The organism is Plantactinospora sp. BC1 (assembly GCF_003030345.1).
Classification (GTDB): domain Bacteria; phylum Actinomycetota; class Actinomycetes; order Mycobacteriales; family Micromonosporaceae; genus Plantactinospora.
Map to the genome: position 1 here is coordinate 6,975,539 of NZ_CP028158.1, position 17,453 is coordinate 6,992,991.

Genomic DNA, 17,453 nt, shown 5'->3' on the forward strand with positions numbered 1-17,453 from the left:
ATGTATCCCTTCCGTCGGCCGCCGACCGGGTTAGCTGACGGGTTCGGGATGGAAGTGGTCCCTACCGCTTGCGCGGATTCACCCCAGGGGTGCGTGGGTCCCCGGCTCGCCGGGTGGCGATTAGGCGGCGATCAGCGCCGGCACCACGCGGTATCCGGCGGCTATGAACGGCAGACAGCATACCCGGTTTCACTTCCGGAATGGCAAGCCCCGTTCGCGGGTAAAAGCGTTGCCGGACAACGACTATCAGTAATCACGGCGCGTCGGACGCATCGAAGGTCATGCTTTGTCCGCCATTATCGACTAGCTGCTGTCGGCTATTTACCAAGCGCGTTATCAACCGTCTGACGTGCGGAAACGTGTCCAGGTTGGTCGGTGGCGTGATTCCCCGGTCACCGTCGGCGCCAGGGCGTTGTGCCGAACAGCACACCGGCCACCGTACCGGCCGAGAGCAGACCCGCTGTCACCGCGCCCCGGTGCTGGGACAGCCAGAGTTGCGGACTCCGTGTCCGGTACGGCGTGTCGAACGAGCCGTGCGCGCCCCGGTCCACCCCGGTGCCGTCGTCGACCGGGTGCCACAGGTTGGCCGGTCGACCCCGCTCGGCCGGCTGCTCCGTCTGCTGGCCGGAGTACCCCGTCCGGGCCAGGTACCGGTCGAGCAGGCCGGGCACCAGCCGGTTGCCGAGGATGGTGCCGACCGTCGAGGCGCCGACCCAGTACTCCCGCCGGCCCGGGCGGTCGGCAGCGTGCACGATGGCCCGGGCCGCCAGTTCGGGCTGGTAGATCGGTGGCACCGGCTGGGCGCGGTTGCGCAGCCGGGACAGTACCCAGTCGAACTGCGGGGTGTTCACCGCCGGCAGGTGCACCATGGTGAGCCGGACCGGGCTCCGGTCGTGCAGCAGTTCGCAGCGCAGCGACTCGGTGAAGCCCGCGATGGCGTGCTTCGCGCCGCAGTACGCGGACTGGAGCGGGATCGACCGGTAGGCCAGTGCCGACCCGACCTGCACGATCGTGCCGCTGCCGCGCGCCAGCATCCGGTCGAGGGCGGCCCGGGTGCCGTGGACGTACCCGAGATAGCAGACCTCGGTCACCCGCCGGAACTCCTCCGGTCCGATCTCCTTGAAGGGCGCGAAGACCGAGACGATGGCGTTGTTGACCCAGAGGTCGATGGGCCCGAGTTCGCTGGTCGCCCGCTCCGCCGCCGCCTCCACCTGGCGGTAGTCCGCCACGTCGGTCTCGATCGGCAGCGCCACGCCGCCGGCCGCCCGGACGTCCTCGGCGGCGCCCCGCAGGCCGGTGTCGCCCCGGGCCAGCAGGGCGAGCCGCATCCCCCGGCTGGCCAGCAGCCGGGCCGTGGCCCGGCCCACCCCGGCACTCGCTCCGGTGACCACCGCCACCCGCGCCGCAGGTCGCCGCCGCATCCGCTCCCCCGTCCCGAACCTCCCCGGTCGCCGCGCGCCGGCTACCCGGCCGACGCCCCGACAAACTCCCGGACGCCCTCCGTCGCCGGGCCGCCACGGCACGCCGGGCCGCCACGGCACGTGCGGACGGGGGCTCTGGAGAGGCGGAGAGGCGGAGCCGGGCAGGAGGCGGGCAGTCGGAGTGACCGGCCGGGCCACCCGTCCGGGTGAGGATGAACCCCGGCCGGGCGGGTAACCGCGTCCGCGACGCGGCGGGCGTCGTCGAGGGGTGCGGCGGACGACGGTGCGGCGGGTGACGGTGCGGCGGGCGTCCGCGATGGGTGCGGCGGGTGATGGTGCGGCGGGCGGAGGAACAAGTGCGCGGCGGCGCGGTACCGGCGGCGACCGTCGGTGCCGCGCTGGCCGTCCAGGTGGTGCCGGCCGTGACGGTACTGCCCCGGGTACGGCTGCGGTTCTTTCCCCGGCTGAGCGGACGCGGCTCGCCGGGGCACGTCGCGCTCACCTTCGACGACGGCCCCGACCCGGCCTCCACCCCGCTCTTCGTCGAGACCCTCGCCGCACACCGGACCCGGGCGACGTTCTTCCTGCTCGGCTCGATGCTGGCCCGCGCGCCGGAACTCGGGCTGGATCTCGTCGCCGCCGGGCACGAGGTCGCGGTGCACGGCTGGGCGCACCAGAACCTGCTGCTCCGGGGGCCGCACGCCACCTACCGCGACCTGGCCCGGACCCGGGAACTGATCGGAGCGGTGACCGGACGGGTACCCCGGTTCTTCCGCCCGCCGTACGGGGTGTTCAGCGGCGCCGCCCTGATCGCCGCGCGCCGGCTGGACCTGACCCCGGTGCTCTGGACCTGCTGGGGGCGGGACTGGACCCGGTCGGCGACCCCCTCCTCGGTACTCGACACGCTGCGCGACGGGCTGGCCGGCGGCGGCACCGTGCTGCTGCACGACTCCGACTGCACCTCGGCGCCGGGTGCCTGGCGGGCCAGCCTCGCCGCCCTGCCCCACCTGCTGGAGGAGTGCCTCCGCCGGGGCTGGCGGGTCGGCCCGCTCGGCGAACACGGCTGATCCGGCCGCCCGGCGCCAAGAGCGCGGGGATCAGGCTCAACCAGCGGTTCGCCCGGGGTGTGCCGGTGCCCACTGCCCGGCGGGCTCAGCCCACCCGGTCGGTCAACTCACCCGGTCGGTCAGCTCCCCGGGTACCGCCTCGACCCGGCTGCCGGGCACGGCGGCCACCGGTGCCGACCCGGCGGCGTCGGCCGTCGGCCGCGACCCCAGCGGGTGCCGGACCCGGGTCACCACGCCGACGTGCGCCCGCCGCGCGGCCTGGAGCGCGGCGAAGAGCCCGTACGCTCCGCGACCGACCAGCCGGTGCTTGAGCCCGACGGCGCCGCCCGGCGGCTGGTAGCCGGCGGGCGGCAGGTGTGCCCGGTACCGGGTGACGATCTCGGCGAAGAACTCGCGGCGGCGCGCGGGCGGCACCCGTCGGGGATGGCCGAGCACCTGCAAGAGGTGCCAGATCATCCGCTGGAAGATCAGGTGACGCAGTTCGGCCGGCACCGCCGGGTCGGCGTCCAGCCCGGACAGCACCCGGTCCCAGTGCGCGAAGACCTCGAAGTGCCGGTCGCTGACCGTCGCGGTGATCGCACCCTCGGGACGCTGCCGGTACGCGTAACAGCAGCGGTCCAGCAGGGCGATCCGCTGCGCGGCGAGCATCAGCGGAAAGCTGAACGAGACGTCCTCGTACCAGCCGGGTCCGAAGGTCAGGCCGAGGTCGAGGAGGAACCGGCGCCGGATCACCTTGTTGCAGGTGATGTGCAGCACCGACAGCAGGGCCGGCCGCTGCCGGAGGGTGAAGGTATCCGGCCCCGGGCCTCCGGCACCGACCTGGGAGAGCGACAGGTGCCGGGTCCCGCCGTTCGGGTAGTACCGGGTGTACGCGGTGACCAGCAGGTCGGGCCGGGTCCGGGTCAACCGCTCGGCGACGGCGGTGAGGCTCCCCTCGGGCAGCCAGTCGTCGCCGTCGACGAACCACACGTACTCGCCGGTGGCCCGGGACAGGCCGGTGTTGCGGGCCGCCCCGAGCCCCTGGTTCTGGTCGAGGGTGACCACCACCAGCCGGCAGTCGCGTTCGGCGTACCGGGCCAGGATCGCCGCGCTGCCGTCGCGGGATCCGTCGTCCACCGCCACCAGTTCGAGGTCGCGGAAGGACGCGTCGAGGATGGAGTCCAGGCAGTCGGCCAGGTACGCCCGCACCTGGTAGACCGGGACTATCACGCTGAGCAGGGTCACCGTGGAAACCTCCGGGGGAGGACGGAGACCGAATAGTAGCGCCGAGTAATCAGCCGCCACGCGTTCAGTAACTAGCGAGTGACCAAATTGTGATTTGTCACTTCGATCAACACCTGTCCGGATCTACCGGTCAACCGGTTCGCGTACCCGGAGGGTCAGAGCCCCGCCACCCAGTTCCACAGGTCGACCACCCACTCGGTCTGGCGCAGGTACGCCACCCCGACCCCGGCCAGGAAGATCCCGGTGACCAGGTGCGCGCCCCGGGCACTACGGCGGATCTTGCCGAGCTGACGCTCCCAGACGACCCGGCCGACCAGCCGGGCCAGCGCGAAGAGGCCGACCGCGACGAAGAGGGTCAGCACGAAGGTGACCACCGGACTGGTCAGGTCACCCCGGGCCGAGATCGCCCAGATCCCCCAGCAGACGAAGGCAAAGAGGCCGCCCAGCATGCTCCAGTGCCGCCCGATGCGCAGCTGCCGCCAGTGGTAGCCCGGCGGAAGCTGCTCCCGCTCCTGCTCCACCACCGGCCACCCCGTACCGGTCGGCTCGTGCGGCGCCTCCGGCTCGGTACGCGGCCGAGGCACCCCGACCTGCGCCACACCCCGCCGGAAGCCCTCGGGACCCGGCGGCATCCCCGGTCCCTCGGCACCGGGCGGCATCTCGACGGTCCGCTCGGCCCACGGCTGCGTCTGGTCTGCCATCTGTCCCGTCCTCCCCATCGGCTCGGGTCCGGAACCCGCTCCAGTTCCGAGGGTAGCCAGCCGGCAAAGCCCGCGCCGAGCCACCGTCGATCGACCGGACCGGAAGCCGATCGACCGGACCGGGAGCCGATCGACCGGACCGGGACGATGACCTCCACGTCGTTCGACCTCCCGGCCCGGCCCTCCGCCGCGTTCGGCGGGCAGCGGGCACCCGCCGGTCCGGCGAGCTGCTGAGCCGGGACCGGCACGCCACCGGCCGGTAGGGTCGGCAGCATGACCGGGCGGAGCGAGGGCACCTGCCAGCTCCGGTCTGCCGGTCATGACGCCGACGGGCGGAGCGAGGAGGCGACATGACCGAGCCGGAGCGTCGACGGCGGAGGCTGCGGCACGACCCGTCGAGCGGCAGCGGCGGCACACCCGAACAGGGGCGTCGCGGCGGAGACCCGGGCACCGGGCCGGGCGCCGGGGACGACCGGGACGCGGAACGCGGCCTGCGCGGGCTGATCGGCTCGGGCGCCTCCCAGGTGAGTGTCGCGGCCGCGATGCGCGCCCGGGACGCGGCCCGGCCGACCGAGGCCGACCTCGCGGAGGCGGCCGAACGTCTGGTACTGGTCCGGCGCAACTGGGTACCCCGGGACGAGCTGCCGCGCGGCGGCCGCTGAGCGCCCGCCACCGACCAGCGGGGCGGGCGGCCCGTCCGGCTACGACGCCGGCAGTGCCGGCAGCGCGCCGGAGCGCTCGTACTCGGCGACCTGTCCGATCCGCCGCGCGTGCCGCTCGTTGCCGGAGAACGGCGTGGTGAGGAAGGCCTCCACGATCGCCGTCGCCTCGTCGAGGGTGTGCTGGCGGGCGCCGACCGCGACCACGTTCGCGTCGTTGTGTTCCCGGGCGAGCTGGGCGGTCTCGACGTTCCAGGCGAGCGCGGCGCGCACCCCGGCCACCTTGTTGGCGGCGATCTGCTCGCCGTTGCCCGAGCCGCCGATCACCACGCCCAGGCTGCCCGGGTCGGCCACCACCCGCGCCCCGCAGTGCAGGCAGAAGACCGGGTAGTCGTCGTCCGGGTCGAAGAGGAACGGCCCGACGTCCACCAGTTCGTAGCCCTGCTTGGCCAGGTGGTTGGCCAGGTGCACCTTCAGTTCGTAGCCGGCATGGTCGGATCCCAGATAGACGCGCATACCGCGCAGTCTGTCAGCCCGCCACCGGCAGCCGCCGGCAGGCACGGCGACAGCCGGACAGATCACAACTCGACCCCGCCCGCGGGCCCGGCCGGGCCACCCGGAACATCGCCGAGCGCCCGGCACCGTACGGCGGGTACCGCCAGTCCGCCGCAGGGTCAGTCGCGCGGGGTCTCCGCCGTGTCCCGGCCCAGCTCGGCCAGGACCAGGCCGGCCCGGGCCTTCGGGGTGAACCAGGTGCTCTTGCGGGGCATCTTCTGCCGGGCCAGGTTCACCGCGACGAAGTCCTGCACGGTCACCGGGGCGATCAGGATCGCCAGCTCCGCCCGGCCGGCGTCGACCTCGCCGACCAGCCACCGCGCCGGGTAGTCCCCACCGACGTACGTGATCCGCTTGTCGCCGGGGTCGAGCCCGAGCGCGTCCCGCAGCAGCACCCGCTCGACGAGCGCATGGTCCAGGTTCTCCACTCCCCCGCTTGGGCCCGAGGGGAGGGTGACGGCGTAGGTCGTGCCGGCCGCGTAGAGCTGGATCGTGCCGCCGGAGTCCGGTACCGCCGCCGGACCCGCCACCTGCTCGACCCGGGCGCCGGCCGCGCGCAGCCGGTCGAGCAGCTCGTCCGGGGTGCTGGTCAGCTCGCTGACCAGCCGGTTGTACGGCTGGATCGCCACCGAGCCGGGTGTGGTGACCACCGCGAGGAACCGGGGCAGCTCGCCGATCTGCGCGGCCAGACTGCGGTGGTTGCCGTCGGCGACGACGAGTTCTCCGGCACCGGCCAGCGCCAGCAACTCGTCCTGGCGGGGCCCCGGCCCCTCCAGCCAGATGGCGTGGGTCCGTCCCGCCTGGTCGGTGTCGGTCGCGGCCGGCGGGCCGGCGGCGTCGGTGGCCTCGGCCAGCGCCCGGTGCAGCGCCTCGCCGGCATTCGGCCGCGCACCGCCACCGCCGCTCGCACCGCCGCCGCCGCTCGCACCGCCGCCGCCGCTCGCACCGCTACCGCTGTCGCTCGCGCCGGGGTCGCCGCCGGCCCGGTTGCCGGTCTGGAGCAGCAGCACCGGCGAGAGGAGATGGCCGGTCGCCTCGGCGAGCGCCACCCGCTCCCGCACCTTGGCGATGAAGACGTCCTCGTTGCGGATCACCAGCCCGGGCTCGTCCGCACTGGTGGAGATCTGGTCGGTGTCGACCATGGCGAACATCCCGTAACCGGGCTCCTCGCCCGGCGCGGTGATCCGGTAGAGGACCACGACCTGCTCGGCCGGGGTGTAGCTGCCGTCCGCCCGCGCCTGCGCCAGCCGGGCGACCGCGTCCGGCAGCGCCTCGGTGAAGGACCGCCCGACGCTCTCCGGCGCCCGGTGCGGCATCTCGATCGCGAGTGCGCTGGCTGGGTTGTCCCGGATGATCGCCGTGATCTCGGCGTCGTCGGCGAACTCGTCGTAGTTCTGGGCGCCGGTGCCGCCAGTGGTGACCCAGGCGCGGCTGATCGGATGCACGACCGTCATGTGCCGGAACGCTACCGGCGGTGCCGGAGCCGGCGTACGGATACCCCGGCCGTTTCCACCCCGTGGGCGGCCCGGACCGGTGGGGTACCGGCCGAACCGCCCGGCGGTGCGCTCAGTCGAAGCTCGGCGCCTCGGTACGGGTCCGCTTCAGCTCGTAGAAGCCGGGCGTGCCGGCGACCAGGAGTACGCCGTCCCAGAGCCGGCCGGCCGCCTCGCCCTTCGGAGCCGGGGTGATCACGGGGCCGAAGAACGCGACGGTCTCCCCCGGCACCGGGCCGGGAGCGTGGACCACCGGGGTGCCGACGTCCTGGCCGACCGGCTTCATCCCGGCGTTGTGGCTGGCCCGCAGCGCCTCGTCGTACTCGGTGGAGTCGGCGGCCTCGGCCAGTGCCGGGTCCAGCCCGACGTCGGCCAGCGCCGCCCGGTACAGCTCCGGGCCCCGCTCCTCCTTGGCCAGGTGGATCCGGTTGCCGAGCGCGGTGTAGAGCTTGCCGACCGCCTCGGAGCCGTGCCGCTGCTCGACCGCGATGCAGATCCGCACCGGCCCCCAGGCGGTCCTCAGCCCCTCCCGGTACTGCTCGGGAAGGTCCTCCCGGCCCTCGTTGAGCACGGCGAGGCTCATCACCCGGAACCGGATGTCGACGGCGCGGACCTGCTCCACCTCCAACAGCCAGCGGGAGGTGATCCAGGCCCAGGGGCAGATCGGGTCGAAGAACATGTCAACGGACGCGCGCTCGGACACGGCGCGACTCCCTTCGTCGTCGGGGGCGGCCGAAATCGGCGGCACCGTTACAAATCTTCACCCGTGTACCCCGCACCGACAGCGGGATGAGACCGTGACATGGAGCACCAGTGCCATTCCCGCCGGCATGAAACACTCGACGTCGAGCCGTGGGGATGGCTCGGTGCTGTCAACGGGGACAGCCAGCGGGAAGACCGGATGGAGATTCACGTGCCAGGAGTGCGTAACCTGACCCAGGTCGAGGCGACGGATCGGGGTCGTCTGCTCGACGTCACCGGCTATGACATCCGCCTGGACCTGTCGTCCGCCGGGCTGGGCGCGGACGGCCGCACCTTCCGTTCGACGACCGAGGTCCGGTTCCGGTGCGCCGAGCCGGGTGCCAGCACCTTCATCGAGGTGGCCGCCGACTCGGTACGCTCCGCGACGCTGAACGGCACCCCGGTCGACCTCTCCGGCTGGTCGGCCGAGGACGGCCTCACCCTCACCGGTCTGGCCGCCGATAACACCCTGGTCGTGGATGCCGACTTCCTCTACTCCTCCAGCGGTCAGGGGCTGCACCGCAGCGTCGACCCGGTGGACGGCGAGACCTATCTCTACAGCCAGTTCGAGACCGCCGACGCGCAGCGGGTCTTCGCCTGCTTCGACCAGCCGGACCTGAAGAGCGTCTTCACCTGGCACGCGACCGTGCCGGCGCACTGGCGGGTCATCTCGAACATGCCGGTCAGCGGCGAGGAGCCGGCCGGCGACGACACCAAGACGGTCCACTTCGCCGAGTCGGTCCGGATGAGCACCTACATCACCGCGCTCTGCGCCGGTCCCTACCACGAGGTGCGGTACACCCACGACGGTCTCGACCTCGGCTACTTCTGCCGGACCAGCATGGCGCCGCACCTCGACTCGGCGGACCTGAACCTGATCACCGTCCAGGGCTTCGACTTCTTCCACCAGCAGTTCGGCGTCCGCTATCCGCTGCCGAAGTACGACCAGGTGTGGGTGCCGGACTTCAACGCCGGCGCGATGGAAAACTTCGGCTGCGTCACGCACGCCGAGGCGCACTACCTGTTCCGCTCGCAGGAGACCGACTTCGAGTACGAGCAGCGGGCCAACACGATCCTGCACGAGCTGGCCCACATGTGGTTCGGCGACCTGGTCACCATGCGCTGGTGGAACGACCTGTGGCTGAACGAGTCGTTCGCCGAGTGGGCCAGCCACTGGGCCAACACCAACGCCACCCGGTTCTCCGACGCCTGGACGACCTTCCTCTCCATCCGGAAGAACTGGGGCTACCGGCAGGACCAGCTCTCCTCCACCCACCCGGTCTACTGTGAGATGCCGGACCTGGAGGCCGTCGAGGTCAACTTCGACGGCATCACGTACGCCAAGGGCGCCAGCGTGCTCAAGCAGCTCGTCGCGTACGTCGGGGAGGCGCCGTTCCTGGAGGGCCTGCGCAGCTACTTCGGCAAGTACGCCTGGAGCAACGCCACCTTCGACGACCTGCTCACCGAACTGGAGGCGGCCTCCGGCCGGGAACTGCGCAAGTTCGCCGCCGAGTGGCTGGAGACCTCGCAGGTCAACACGCTCCGCCCGGAGGTGTCGATCGGCCCGGACGGGACGTACGAGTCGGTGGTGGTCCGGCAGGAGGCGCCGAGCGAGCACCCGACACTGCGTACGCACCGGATCGGGGTGGGCCTCTACGACCTGCGGGGCGACCGGCTGGTCCGGCGGGACCGGATCGAGGTCGACGTGGTCGGCGAGCGCACCGAGCTGCCCCAGCTCACCGGCGTCGCCGCGCCGGACGTGCTGCTGCTCAACGACGACGACCTGACCTACGCCAAGCTGCGGCTCGACGAGCGGTCCATGGCGACGGTGGTGCGGCACATCGCCGCGTTCGAGTCGTCGCTGGCCCGGGGCCTGTGCTGGGCCGCCGCCTGGGACATGGTCCGGGACGCCGAACTGGCCGCCCGGGACTACGTGGCGCTGGCGCTGGCCGGGCTGCCCGCCGAGACCGACATCAACCTGGTCACCGCGACGCTGCGGCAGGTCGCCGCCACGCTCACCTCGTACGCCGCCCCGCAGTGGGCGCCGACCGGCTGGGCGGAGTTCGCCCGTACCGCGGCGAGCGCGCTCGGCGCCGCCGAGCCGGGCAGCGGCCTGCAACTGGCCTGGGCCCGCACCTACGCCTCGGCGGCCCGCAGCGACGAGGAGCTGGCCGTACTCCGGGGCTGGCTGGACGGTACCGGCGTGCCGGCCGGGCTGACCATCGACACCGAACTGCGCTGGACGGTGTTGCGTGCCCTGGTCGCGGGTGGCGCGGCGGGGCGGGCCGAGGTCGACGCCGAGCTGGCCGCCGACCGCACGTCGAGCGGTGAGCGGGAGGCGGCGCTCGCGCACGCGCTGCTGCCCACCGCCGAGAACAAGGAGACGGTGTGGCGCACCCTGACCGGGGACGAGGCGCTGCCGAACTGGCGGCACCGGGCGCTGCTTCAGGGTTTCCAGCATCCGGCGCAGGTCGAGCTGACCGCACCGTACGCGGAGCGGTTCTTCCAGGTCGTCGGCCAGATCTGGAAGAACCGCGACAGCGAGCCGGCGCAGGAGTTCGTGATGCTGGCCTACCCGGCGTACCAGATCGGCGAGGAGACCATCCGGATGACCGACGCCTGGCTGGCCGAGTCTGGTCATCCGGCGCCGCTGCGCCGGCTGGTCGCCGAGGGCCGCGACGGGGTGGTCCGGGCGGTCAGGGCCCGGGCCAAGGACGCCGCGTCACCGGCCTGACCTCGCCGCCGAACTGACCGCCGCCGGGCGCCGGAGCCGATCCGACGCCCGGCGCCGTCGTCGCGCCCGGAAGCGATTCGGGTACGGCCACCGGGTGCGTCCCGTTCCGACCGCCACCCCAGGTCGGGGCGGTGCGGGGGCGACCGCCGGCCGGCCCGGGCCGTTAGGCTTCCCGATGGAGGTGGATTCGATGGCCCAACCGCGCTACGAGTGGCATCCGCCCGAGCAGGGGTGGACCGAGGACGATCTGCGCACCCTGCCTGCGGACGGGCACCGCTACGAGATCATCGACGGGAGCCTCCACGTGACCCCTCCGGCCGACTTCCAGCACCACGAGCTGGCCGACGAGATCCGCGCCGCCCTACGCGCCGCTACCCCACCGAAGTGGCGGGTGATCCGCGAGATCGGCCTCCGGGTACCGGGGGGCAACGCGATCCCGGACGTCACGGTGCTGCGACCGAGCGCGCCGCCGGACGCCATGTGGGCCGATCCGGCAGACGTGGCGCTGGTGGTCGAGGTGGAGTCGCCGAGCAGCCGGCGGCACGACCGGTTCACCAAGCTGGGCCTGTACGCCGAGGCCGGCATCGAGTCGTACTGGCGGATCGAACGCGCCGAGCGGGGCCCGATCGCCCATCTCTATCTGCGTGCCCCCGCCGGCCACTACGAGCTGCTCCGCTCGGTCCCGTCGACCGGCACCGAGCTGGTCGAGGTGCCGTTTCCGGTACGGGTCGCCCCCGGCAGCTGGCTGGGCTGACCGGCCGCCCGGCCCAGTGGCGGGGCGGCCGGACAGGCTACTCGGACGAGCCCGGCAGCGGCCGGACGGGCGCCGGGTCAGGCGGCGCGGCCGGCCCGGGTGGCGAGCTGGTCCAGCCCGCTGACGATGCCGCCGGTCAGGTCGCCGCCGCCGAAGGCGGCCACCATGGAGAGCGCGGCCAGCTTGGCGTCCCGGTCCGGGATCCGCTTGCGTGCCTCGGAGCCGGTGACGATCTCCAGCACCCGCTGGTTCGGCGAGAGGGCGACGAGTACCGCGCGGGCCGGGTCGACCAGCTCCAGGTGCAGCCGCTGCGCGTGCTCGCGTACCGGTTCGGTCAGCGGACCGACGTAGACGGTGAAGACCAGCCCGGTCGACTCGTCGGCGATCCGCAGCGCCTCGTCGATCCGGAGGAGCTGGCGGGTGGTGAACGGCCCGTCGAGCACGTCCGGCCGGGTGGTGGCGCTCGGTCCGACCTCGGCCTCGGGCCGTTCGGCCGTCGCCACGCTCTTACCAGCGGTCACTTGCGCCCCCTGTCACGCCGGCGCGCTTCGGCGCGCTGATGGTCTCGATCTCGCCGCTGCTCAGGGCCCGGGCCTCGGCGCCGGCCGGCAGCGCGTTCCGGGCGGAGTCGGTCAGGTGCTCGGGCGAGGAGAGGAACCAGACCGGAGTGAACTCGAAGGGCCGCCCCGGGCGGTAACGCCGGGCGTTACGGCCGCTCTTGCCGGCCCGGGCCAGCACGGTGATCACGAGCACCGCGGCGGCCGGGATGGCAACGAAGACCAGCAACGTGTCGGAAACAGACAACCTCAACGCCCCCAGGCGAAAACGGGATCATCGTGCCGGTCGGAGCAGGTGGCGAAGGTGTCCACCCGACCGACCCGGTCGCCGTTCACGGTATCGGAAACCGCCGCCCACCAGATCTCGGGGTGCCGATCCGGCCCGGGCGGCGCTCGGATCAGGCCCCGTCGACGAGCCGGGCCAGCGCCTCGGCCGCCCGCCAGCAGTCGTGGTACGTCGAGTAGAGCGGGACCGGGGCGAACCGGATCACGTCCGGCTCCCGGTCGTCGACGACCACGCCGTACTCCTTGGAGAGCCGCTCGGTCAGCGCGGCGGCCCCGCCCTGACCGATCCGGACGGAGAGCTGGCAGCCGCGCCGGGCCGGGTCGCGCGGGGTGAGCACGGTGAGGGGCCGGTCGGGGGTGATCTGGTCGAGCAGCCCTTCGAGATAGCCGGTCAACCGCTCGCTGCGGGCCCGCAGCGCGGGCATCCCGACCTGCTGGAAGATGGCCAGGGCGCTGCGCATCGGCGCCATCGCGAGTACCGGCGGATTGGAGATCAGCCACGCCTCCACGGTGGCCGGTGGCCGGGAGACCGGCGCCATCTCGAACCGGGTCGCCTCGTCGGTGCCCCACCAGCCCTCGAACCGGTCGATCGCCGGGTCGCCGAGGTGCCGTTCGTGCACGAACGCCCCGGCCAACGCCCCCGGCCCGGAGTTCAGGTACTTGTAGGTGCACCAGGCGGCGAAGTCCACGTCCCAGTCGTGCAGCGCCAGCGGTACGTTGCCGACCGCGTGCGCGAGGTCCCAGCCGACCATGGCGCCGGCGCGGTGCCCCGCCCGGGTGATCTCCGGGATGTCCATCAGCTCGCCGGTGAGGTAGTTGACCCCGCCGAGCAGGACCAGCGCCACCCGCTGCCCCTCCCGGTCGAGGTAGTCGACGACATCCTCGGTGCGCAGGGTCTCCTCGCCGGGACGGGGGCGCAGCCGGACGACGGTCTCGTCCGGATCCAGTCCGTGGTGCCGGGCCTGGCTGCGCACCGCGTAGCTGTCGGAGGGGAAGGCGCCGTCCTCGATCAGGATCCGGTCGCGGCCGGCGGTCGGCCGGTAGAACGAGACCATCAGCAGGTGCAGGTTGACCGTCAGCGAGTTCATCACCACGGTCTCGGCCGGCAGCGCGCCGACCAGCGCCGCGCTCGGCCCGGTGAGCGAGCGGTACGACGGCACCCACGGCCGGTCGCCGGAGAAGTGACCCGAGACGCCGAGCCTGGCCCAGGTCTCCAGTTCGGCGTCGATGTCGGCCCGGGCGGCCCGGGGTTGCAGCCCGAGCGAGTTGCCGACCAGGTAGGCGGCCTCGGCGTACCGGCCGCCCTCGGCCGGGGGCACGTGGAAGAGGTGCCGGTGCCCGGGGTCGGCCTCGTCGCGGCGCCGGGCCGCCTCCTCCTGCTCCGGGGTGGTCATCCGCTCGTCACTCCTCTGTCGCTCGCCTTCGGCACGGAACGGTAGCCGCCCGCGCTACATGTCGGTCCGGGCGGCCCACAGTTCGGGGAAGACCTCCCGGGCCATGCTCCGGCGCAGCCAGGCCGCGCCGGCCGACCCGCCGGTGCCGACCTTGGCGCCCATGGTCCGGCGTACCGCCTTGAGGTGCTGGTGGCGCCAGTCGTCGAACTGCTCGGCGATCTCCACCAGGGTCTCGCCGAGCTGTCGCAGCTGGTTGTCGGGTCCGGTGTCGGCGTAGATCTCCACCCAGGCGGCGGTCAGCTCGGCGCTCGGCTCGGCGTCGCCGGAGAAGTCCCGGTGCAGCAGCGTCTCCGGCAGCGGGAAGCCGCGACGGGCCAGCAGGGCGGTCACCTCGTCCCAGAGGCTCGGCGCCCGGAGCGTCTCCACCAGTTCGGCGTAGACCTCCGGCTGCCGGTGGAAGGGCCGGACCAGGGTGGCGGTCTTCAGCCCGAGCAGGAACTCCAACTGCCGGTACATCGCGGACTGGAATCCGGAGCCCTCGCCGAGCAGGTTGCGGAACCGGTTGAAGTCCGCCGGGGTCATCCAGCGCAGTCCCCGCCAGGCCGCGTTGAGCCCCTCCAGGTGCAGCGCCGCCCGGTGCAGCGGGGCGAGCGCCCCCCACAGGTCGTCGGCGCGCAGCCGCTGCCGCGCCTCGCGCAGTTCGAAGCAGGTCAGCCCGAAGTACAGCTCCATGATCTGGCTGACCATCAGGAACGACATCTCGCCCGGATCCTGGCTCAGCGGCTGCTGGAGGCGGTGCAGGGTGCTCGCGTGCACGTACGCGTCGTACGGCGTCCGCCCGGCCGGTTCCAGGGTCGGCTCGCCACCGTTGGCCGCCGCCCGGGCGGCCCGCTGGGCGGCGTTCACCGGGCGTACCCGGGGTCGACCGGGTCGCCGCTGCCGTTGGATGCTCTCCACCGTCGCCTCCGTTCCGCTCTCCACTGCCGCCTCCGTTCCGTTACGCACTACCGTCATGATCTCTCCCGTCCGACGCCGGATGGAATGCCGGACCAACGGCGCTACCGGCCGGCATTCGACGGTTCTGCGGTTCGGTGTTGAATTGGCTTAACGTTCGGAAGGTCGATCCGAGGTTCACGATTACGTCACGGAGAGTGAGGCAGCGGTGGACGACATGGACTGGGCGCTGCTCCGGGAACTCCAGGCCGATGCCCGGCTCTCGTTCAGCGAACTCTCCCGCCGGGTGCACCTCTCCCCGCCGGCCGTCGCCGAACGGGTCCGCCGGCTGGAGGAGTCCGGCGTGGTGACCGGGTACCACGCGCACGTCGACCTGGCCCGGGCCGGCCGGAACGTGGTGGCGATGATCCGGATGTCCTGTTACGGGGCGCGCTGCATCCTCCGGGACCCGGACGTGCCGGGGTGGCCGGAAATCCTGGAGATCCACCGGATCACCGGGGACGCCTGCTCGATGCTGAAGGTCGCGGCCGGGTCGATCGAGGCGTTCGAGCAGGTCATCGACCGTCTCGCCCCGTACGGGCAGCCGTCGAGCACGATGGTGCTCTCCAGCCCGCTGGCCTGGCACCCGGTGCTGCCCATCCCACCCACCTCGGGCGCCTGACCAGGGCAATCGTCCGGTTGTCGGCCCGCCGGAGGCGTGTGTGCGCCGGACCGGTGGGAACACGTCCCCCGACGACGGTCGCGCACCCGACCCGTGCGGCGATGCGACGGGTGCCCGGCCGAGGGGATGCACCGCCGGGGAGGGACATCATGCTCACTGCCAAGGTCGTCGGCCGTACGATCGCCGCCGGTGTCACCGTCGCCACGCTGGTCCCCGGGCCGCTGCTCGGGAACGCGGGCGCGGTACGGGCCGGACCGAACACCTTCGTCGAGGTGACCCCGAACACCGCCCAGGCGGGTACCCGGGTCAACATCCGGGCGAGCTGCGACGGCGCGAACAACCAGCAGGCCACGGTGCACTCGGACGCCTTCGGCCGGGTGATCGTACGCCCCGACAACGGCTTCCTGACCGGGTCGGTGACGATCCCGGGCAGCAAGGCTCCCGGGGCGTACGCGGTCAACCTGGCCTGCCAGCAGAACGGCAACAACGCCACCACCACGCTGACCGTGGTGAACATGAGCCAGGGCAGTCAGGGACCGGCCACCGGTGGCGGCGGTACGGCCGGCGGCCCGGGCGGGACGCTGATGATCGTCGGTGGTCTCGGCATCGTCGTACTCGCGCTCGGGTTCGGGGTGGCCGGCCGGCGACGGCGTACCGAACCGAGTAGCTGACCCGCGGACCGACGATGTTCCGCCCTCCCACGGCCGGTGGCACGTGGCGGGACCGGACGGGCCGGTGGTGGGCACGTACCGACCGGTGGCGACGCCGGACGGCCCGGCTCGCCCGGCAGGCCACCGCGGCCAGCATCACCAGCCCGGATCCGGCCGACGGCACCCCGCCCGGCACCCTGGCCGCCGCGCCACCCCGGCCGCCCCGGCGGGCGGGCCGGCGCGGTTGGGCCCGCCGCCCCGGGCCGGTACCGGTGATCAGCCTGCTGCTCGGCGTCCTCGTCACCCTCTTCGGGGTGCAGAGCGTCACCGGGATCACCCTGCTGCCCAGCGGGCTGCCGTTCGGCGCCCCGGCACCGCCGCGCAAGTTCCCGGTGCTGGAGTCGAGCCCGCCGGTCGCGATCGGCATCCGGTCGCTCGATCTGGACGCGCCGGTGCATCCGGTCGGGGTCGCACCGGACGGCACCATCGAGGTGCCGGCGTCGGACCGCCGCGACGAGGCCGGCTGGTACAGCCAGAGCCCGACGCCGGGCCAGTACGGGCCGTCGGTGATCGTCGGGCACGTCGACACCCGGACCGGGCCGGCCGTCTTCCACGACCTCTCCGGGCTCCGCCCCGGCGCCAAGATCGAGGTGGACCGGGAGGACGAGTCGGTGGCGGTCTTCGAGGTCAACTCCGTCAGGCGGTACAACAAGTCGGAGCTGCCGGTCGACCAGGTCTACGGCGACTTCAGCCGGCCGTCGCTGCGGCTGATCACCTGCGGCGGGCGCTGGGTCGGCGGCTCCACCGGGTACGCCGACAACGTCATCGTCTTCGCGTCCCTGGTCTCGGCCCGGCACACCTGACCCCGCGCACCGCCGCGCGGTTCCCGGTGCGGGTGAACGGCGCGGCGGGCGGTGGTGGTGGCGAACGGCGCGGCGGGCGGCGGTGCGGCTGGATGCCGGCGACCAGACCGTTGTGGGTCTGGCTGGCCTCAGGCCGCCTCGGCCTCGCGCAGGTCGAGCCAGTCCGCCCAGCGCGGGTCCGGGGCCCGGTGCCCCAGCACCCGCCACGCGATGCCCTTCGGCGCGGTCGGCAGCGAGTGCAGCCGCCAGCCCAGCTCCGCCGGAGTCTTGTCGCCCTTGGTGTGGTTGCACTTCGCGCAGGCCGCGACGACGTTCTCCCAGGCGTGCCGGCCGCCCCGGCTGCGCGGGAAGACGTGGTCGATGGTCTCGGCCGGGCCCCGGCAGTAGACGCAGCGCCAGTTGTCCCGGGCGAAGATGGCCCGGCGGGAGAGCCCGACGTGCGTCCGGTAGGGCACCCGGACGAACCGGGTCAGCCGGACGACCGACGGCACCGGCAGGGAGTTGCGGGCACTGTGCAGGATCCCCTCCCCGTCGGCCACGCAGACGGCCTTGGCGGAGAGAACCAGGATGGCGGCCCGACGCACTGAAACGACACACAGCGGCTCATAGGTGGCATTGAGCACCAACGCTCCGGAGCCCACCGTGGGTCGTATGTCAGGCATCGCGCTCACCCTCTCGGTTGTTTTCTCGTCCGCTCCCTCGCCCGCCTGGTGCCGGCCCCGGCCCGGTGCTGGTCGGCA

The 17,453-nt window shown here is 73.1% G+C and carries 18 protein-coding genes and 1 riboswitch; of the genes, 7 read left to right on the forward strand and 11 right to left on the reverse strand.

Features of this window, described 5'->3' with window-relative positions; genetic code table 11:
* Positions 1-3: 3 nt before the first annotated feature.
* A riboswitch (cyclic di-AMP (ydaO/yuaA leader) is annotated at positions 4-137 on the reverse strand.
* A 255-nt stretch (positions 138-392) separates the two neighbouring features.
* The gene (locus C6361_RS30600; protein ID WP_107263357.1) at positions 393-1,421 is read right to left on the reverse strand and encodes an SDR family oxidoreductase; all 1,029 of its coding nucleotides are present in this window, start codon (positions 1,419-1,421) and stop codon (positions 393-395) included.
* Positions 1,422-1,753: 332 nt separating this feature from the next.
* On the opposite strand from C6361_RS30600, the gene C6361_RS30605 reads away from it, so the two are divergent.
* Positions 1,754-2,488 (forward strand): polysaccharide deacetylase family protein, encoded by a 735-nt coding sequence (locus C6361_RS30605; protein WP_107271283.1) that lies wholly within the window; start codon positions 1,754-1,756, stop codon positions 2,486-2,488.
* A 102-nt stretch (positions 2,489-2,590) separates the two neighbouring features.
* Here C6361_RS30605 and C6361_RS30610 read toward each other — a convergent pair whose 3' ends face one another.
* Positions 2,591-3,712, reverse strand: coding sequence for a glycosyltransferase family 2 protein (locus tag C6361_RS30610; protein WP_159079573.1), 1,122 nt, complete (start codon positions 3,710-3,712; stop codon positions 2,591-2,593).
* A gap of 155 nt (positions 3,713-3,867) precedes the next feature.
* Positions 3,868-4,413 carry a hypothetical protein gene (locus C6361_RS30615; RefSeq protein WP_107263355.1) on the reverse strand — a complete coding sequence of 182 codons (546 nt, stop codon included), beginning with the start codon at positions 4,411-4,413 and terminating at the stop codon, positions 3,868-3,870.
* A gap of 350 nt (positions 4,414-4,763) precedes the next feature.
* On the opposite strand from C6361_RS30615, the gene C6361_RS30620 reads away from it, so the two are divergent.
* On the forward strand, positions 4,764-5,075 hold the full coding sequence (locus tag C6361_RS30620; RefSeq protein ID WP_107269862.1) for a hypothetical protein: 312 nt from the start codon (positions 4,764-4,766) through the stop codon (positions 5,073-5,075).
* Between the two features lie 39 nt (positions 5,076-5,114).
* On the opposite strand, the gene C6361_RS30625 is transcribed toward C6361_RS30620, so the two are convergent.
* From C6361_RS30625 to C6361_RS30635, 3 genes are all read right to left on the reverse strand, one after another.
* The gene (locus C6361_RS30625; RefSeq protein WP_107269863.1) at positions 5,115-5,588 is read right to left on the reverse strand and encodes a ribose-5-phosphate isomerase; all 474 of its coding nucleotides are present in this window, start codon (positions 5,586-5,588) and stop codon (positions 5,115-5,117) included.
* Positions 5,589-5,746: 158 nt separating this feature from the next.
* The gene (locus tag C6361_RS30630) at positions 5,747-7,081 is read right to left on the reverse strand and encodes a DUF1015 family protein (protein WP_234359122.1); all 1,335 of its coding nucleotides are present in this window, start codon (positions 7,079-7,081) and stop codon (positions 5,747-5,749) included.
* A 112-nt stretch (positions 7,082-7,193) separates the two neighbouring features.
* Positions 7,194-7,823 (reverse strand): DsbA family protein, encoded by a 630-nt coding sequence (locus tag C6361_RS30635; protein ID WP_107269864.1) that lies wholly within the window; start codon positions 7,821-7,823, stop codon positions 7,194-7,196.
* A gap of 219 nt (positions 7,824-8,042) precedes the next feature.
* Here C6361_RS30635 and pepN point away from each other — a divergent pair, with 219 nt between their 5' ends.
* Positions 8,043-10,595 (forward strand): aminopeptidase N, encoded by a 2,553-nt coding sequence (gene pepN / locus C6361_RS30640; protein WP_107269865.1) that lies wholly within the window; start codon positions 8,043-8,045, stop codon positions 10,593-10,595.
* 190 nt (positions 10,596-10,785) lie between these two features.
* Positions 10,786-11,349, forward strand: coding sequence for a Uma2 family endonuclease (locus C6361_RS30645; protein ID WP_107271285.1), 564 nt, complete (start codon positions 10,786-10,788; stop codon positions 11,347-11,349).
* 77 nt (positions 11,350-11,426) lie between these two features.
* On the opposite strand, the gene C6361_RS30650 is transcribed toward C6361_RS30645, so the two are convergent.
* From C6361_RS30650 to C6361_RS30665, 4 genes are all read right to left on the reverse strand, one after another.
* Positions 11,427-11,852, reverse strand: a complete 426-nt coding sequence (locus C6361_RS30650; protein ID WP_234359681.1) for a DUF5130 family protein — start codon at positions 11,850-11,852, stop codon at positions 11,427-11,429.
* A gap of 4 nt (positions 11,853-11,856) precedes the next feature.
* Entirely contained in the window at positions 11,857-12,135 is a 279-nt protein-coding gene (locus C6361_RS30655) for a hypothetical protein (RefSeq protein ID WP_107269866.1), read from the reverse strand.
* Positions 12,136-12,304: 169 nt separating this feature from the next.
* A complete protein-coding gene (gene kynU / locus C6361_RS30660; protein ID WP_107269867.1) occupies positions 12,305-13,585 on the reverse strand; it encodes a kynureninase in 1,281 nt (426 codons plus the stop codon).
* Between the two features lie 54 nt (positions 13,586-13,639).
* Positions 13,640-14,599, reverse strand: coding sequence for a tryptophan 2,3-dioxygenase (locus tag C6361_RS30665; protein WP_107269868.1), 960 nt, complete (start codon positions 14,597-14,599; stop codon positions 13,640-13,642).
* Between the two features lie 148 nt (positions 14,600-14,747).
* On the opposite strand from C6361_RS30665, the gene C6361_RS30670 reads away from it, so the two are divergent.
* The 3 genes from C6361_RS30670 (at position 14,748) to C6361_RS30680 (ending at position 16,713) form a co-directional block, all read left to right on the forward strand.
* Positions 14,748-15,200, forward strand: a complete 453-nt coding sequence (locus tag C6361_RS30670; protein ID WP_107269869.1) for an Lrp/AsnC family transcriptional regulator — start codon at positions 14,748-14,750, stop codon at positions 15,198-15,200.
* Positions 15,201-15,349: 149 nt separating this feature from the next.
* Complete coding sequence (locus tag C6361_RS30675) at positions 15,350-15,871, forward strand: hypothetical protein (RefSeq protein WP_234359123.1); 522 nt, start codon at positions 15,350-15,352, stop codon at positions 15,869-15,871.
* A gap of 14 nt (positions 15,872-15,885) precedes the next feature.
* Positions 15,886-16,713: a class F sortase gene (locus C6361_RS30680; RefSeq protein WP_107269870.1), complete on the forward strand. Its 828-nt coding sequence runs from the start codon at positions 15,886-15,888 to the stop codon at positions 16,711-16,713.
* 128 nt (positions 16,714-16,841) lie between these two features.
* On the opposite strand, the gene C6361_RS30685 is transcribed toward C6361_RS30680, so the two are convergent.
* On the reverse strand, positions 16,842-17,375 hold the full coding sequence (locus C6361_RS30685; protein WP_107263344.1) for an HNH endonuclease: 534 nt from the start codon (positions 17,373-17,375) through the stop codon (positions 16,842-16,844).
* Positions 17,376-17,453: the final 78 nt, after the last annotated feature.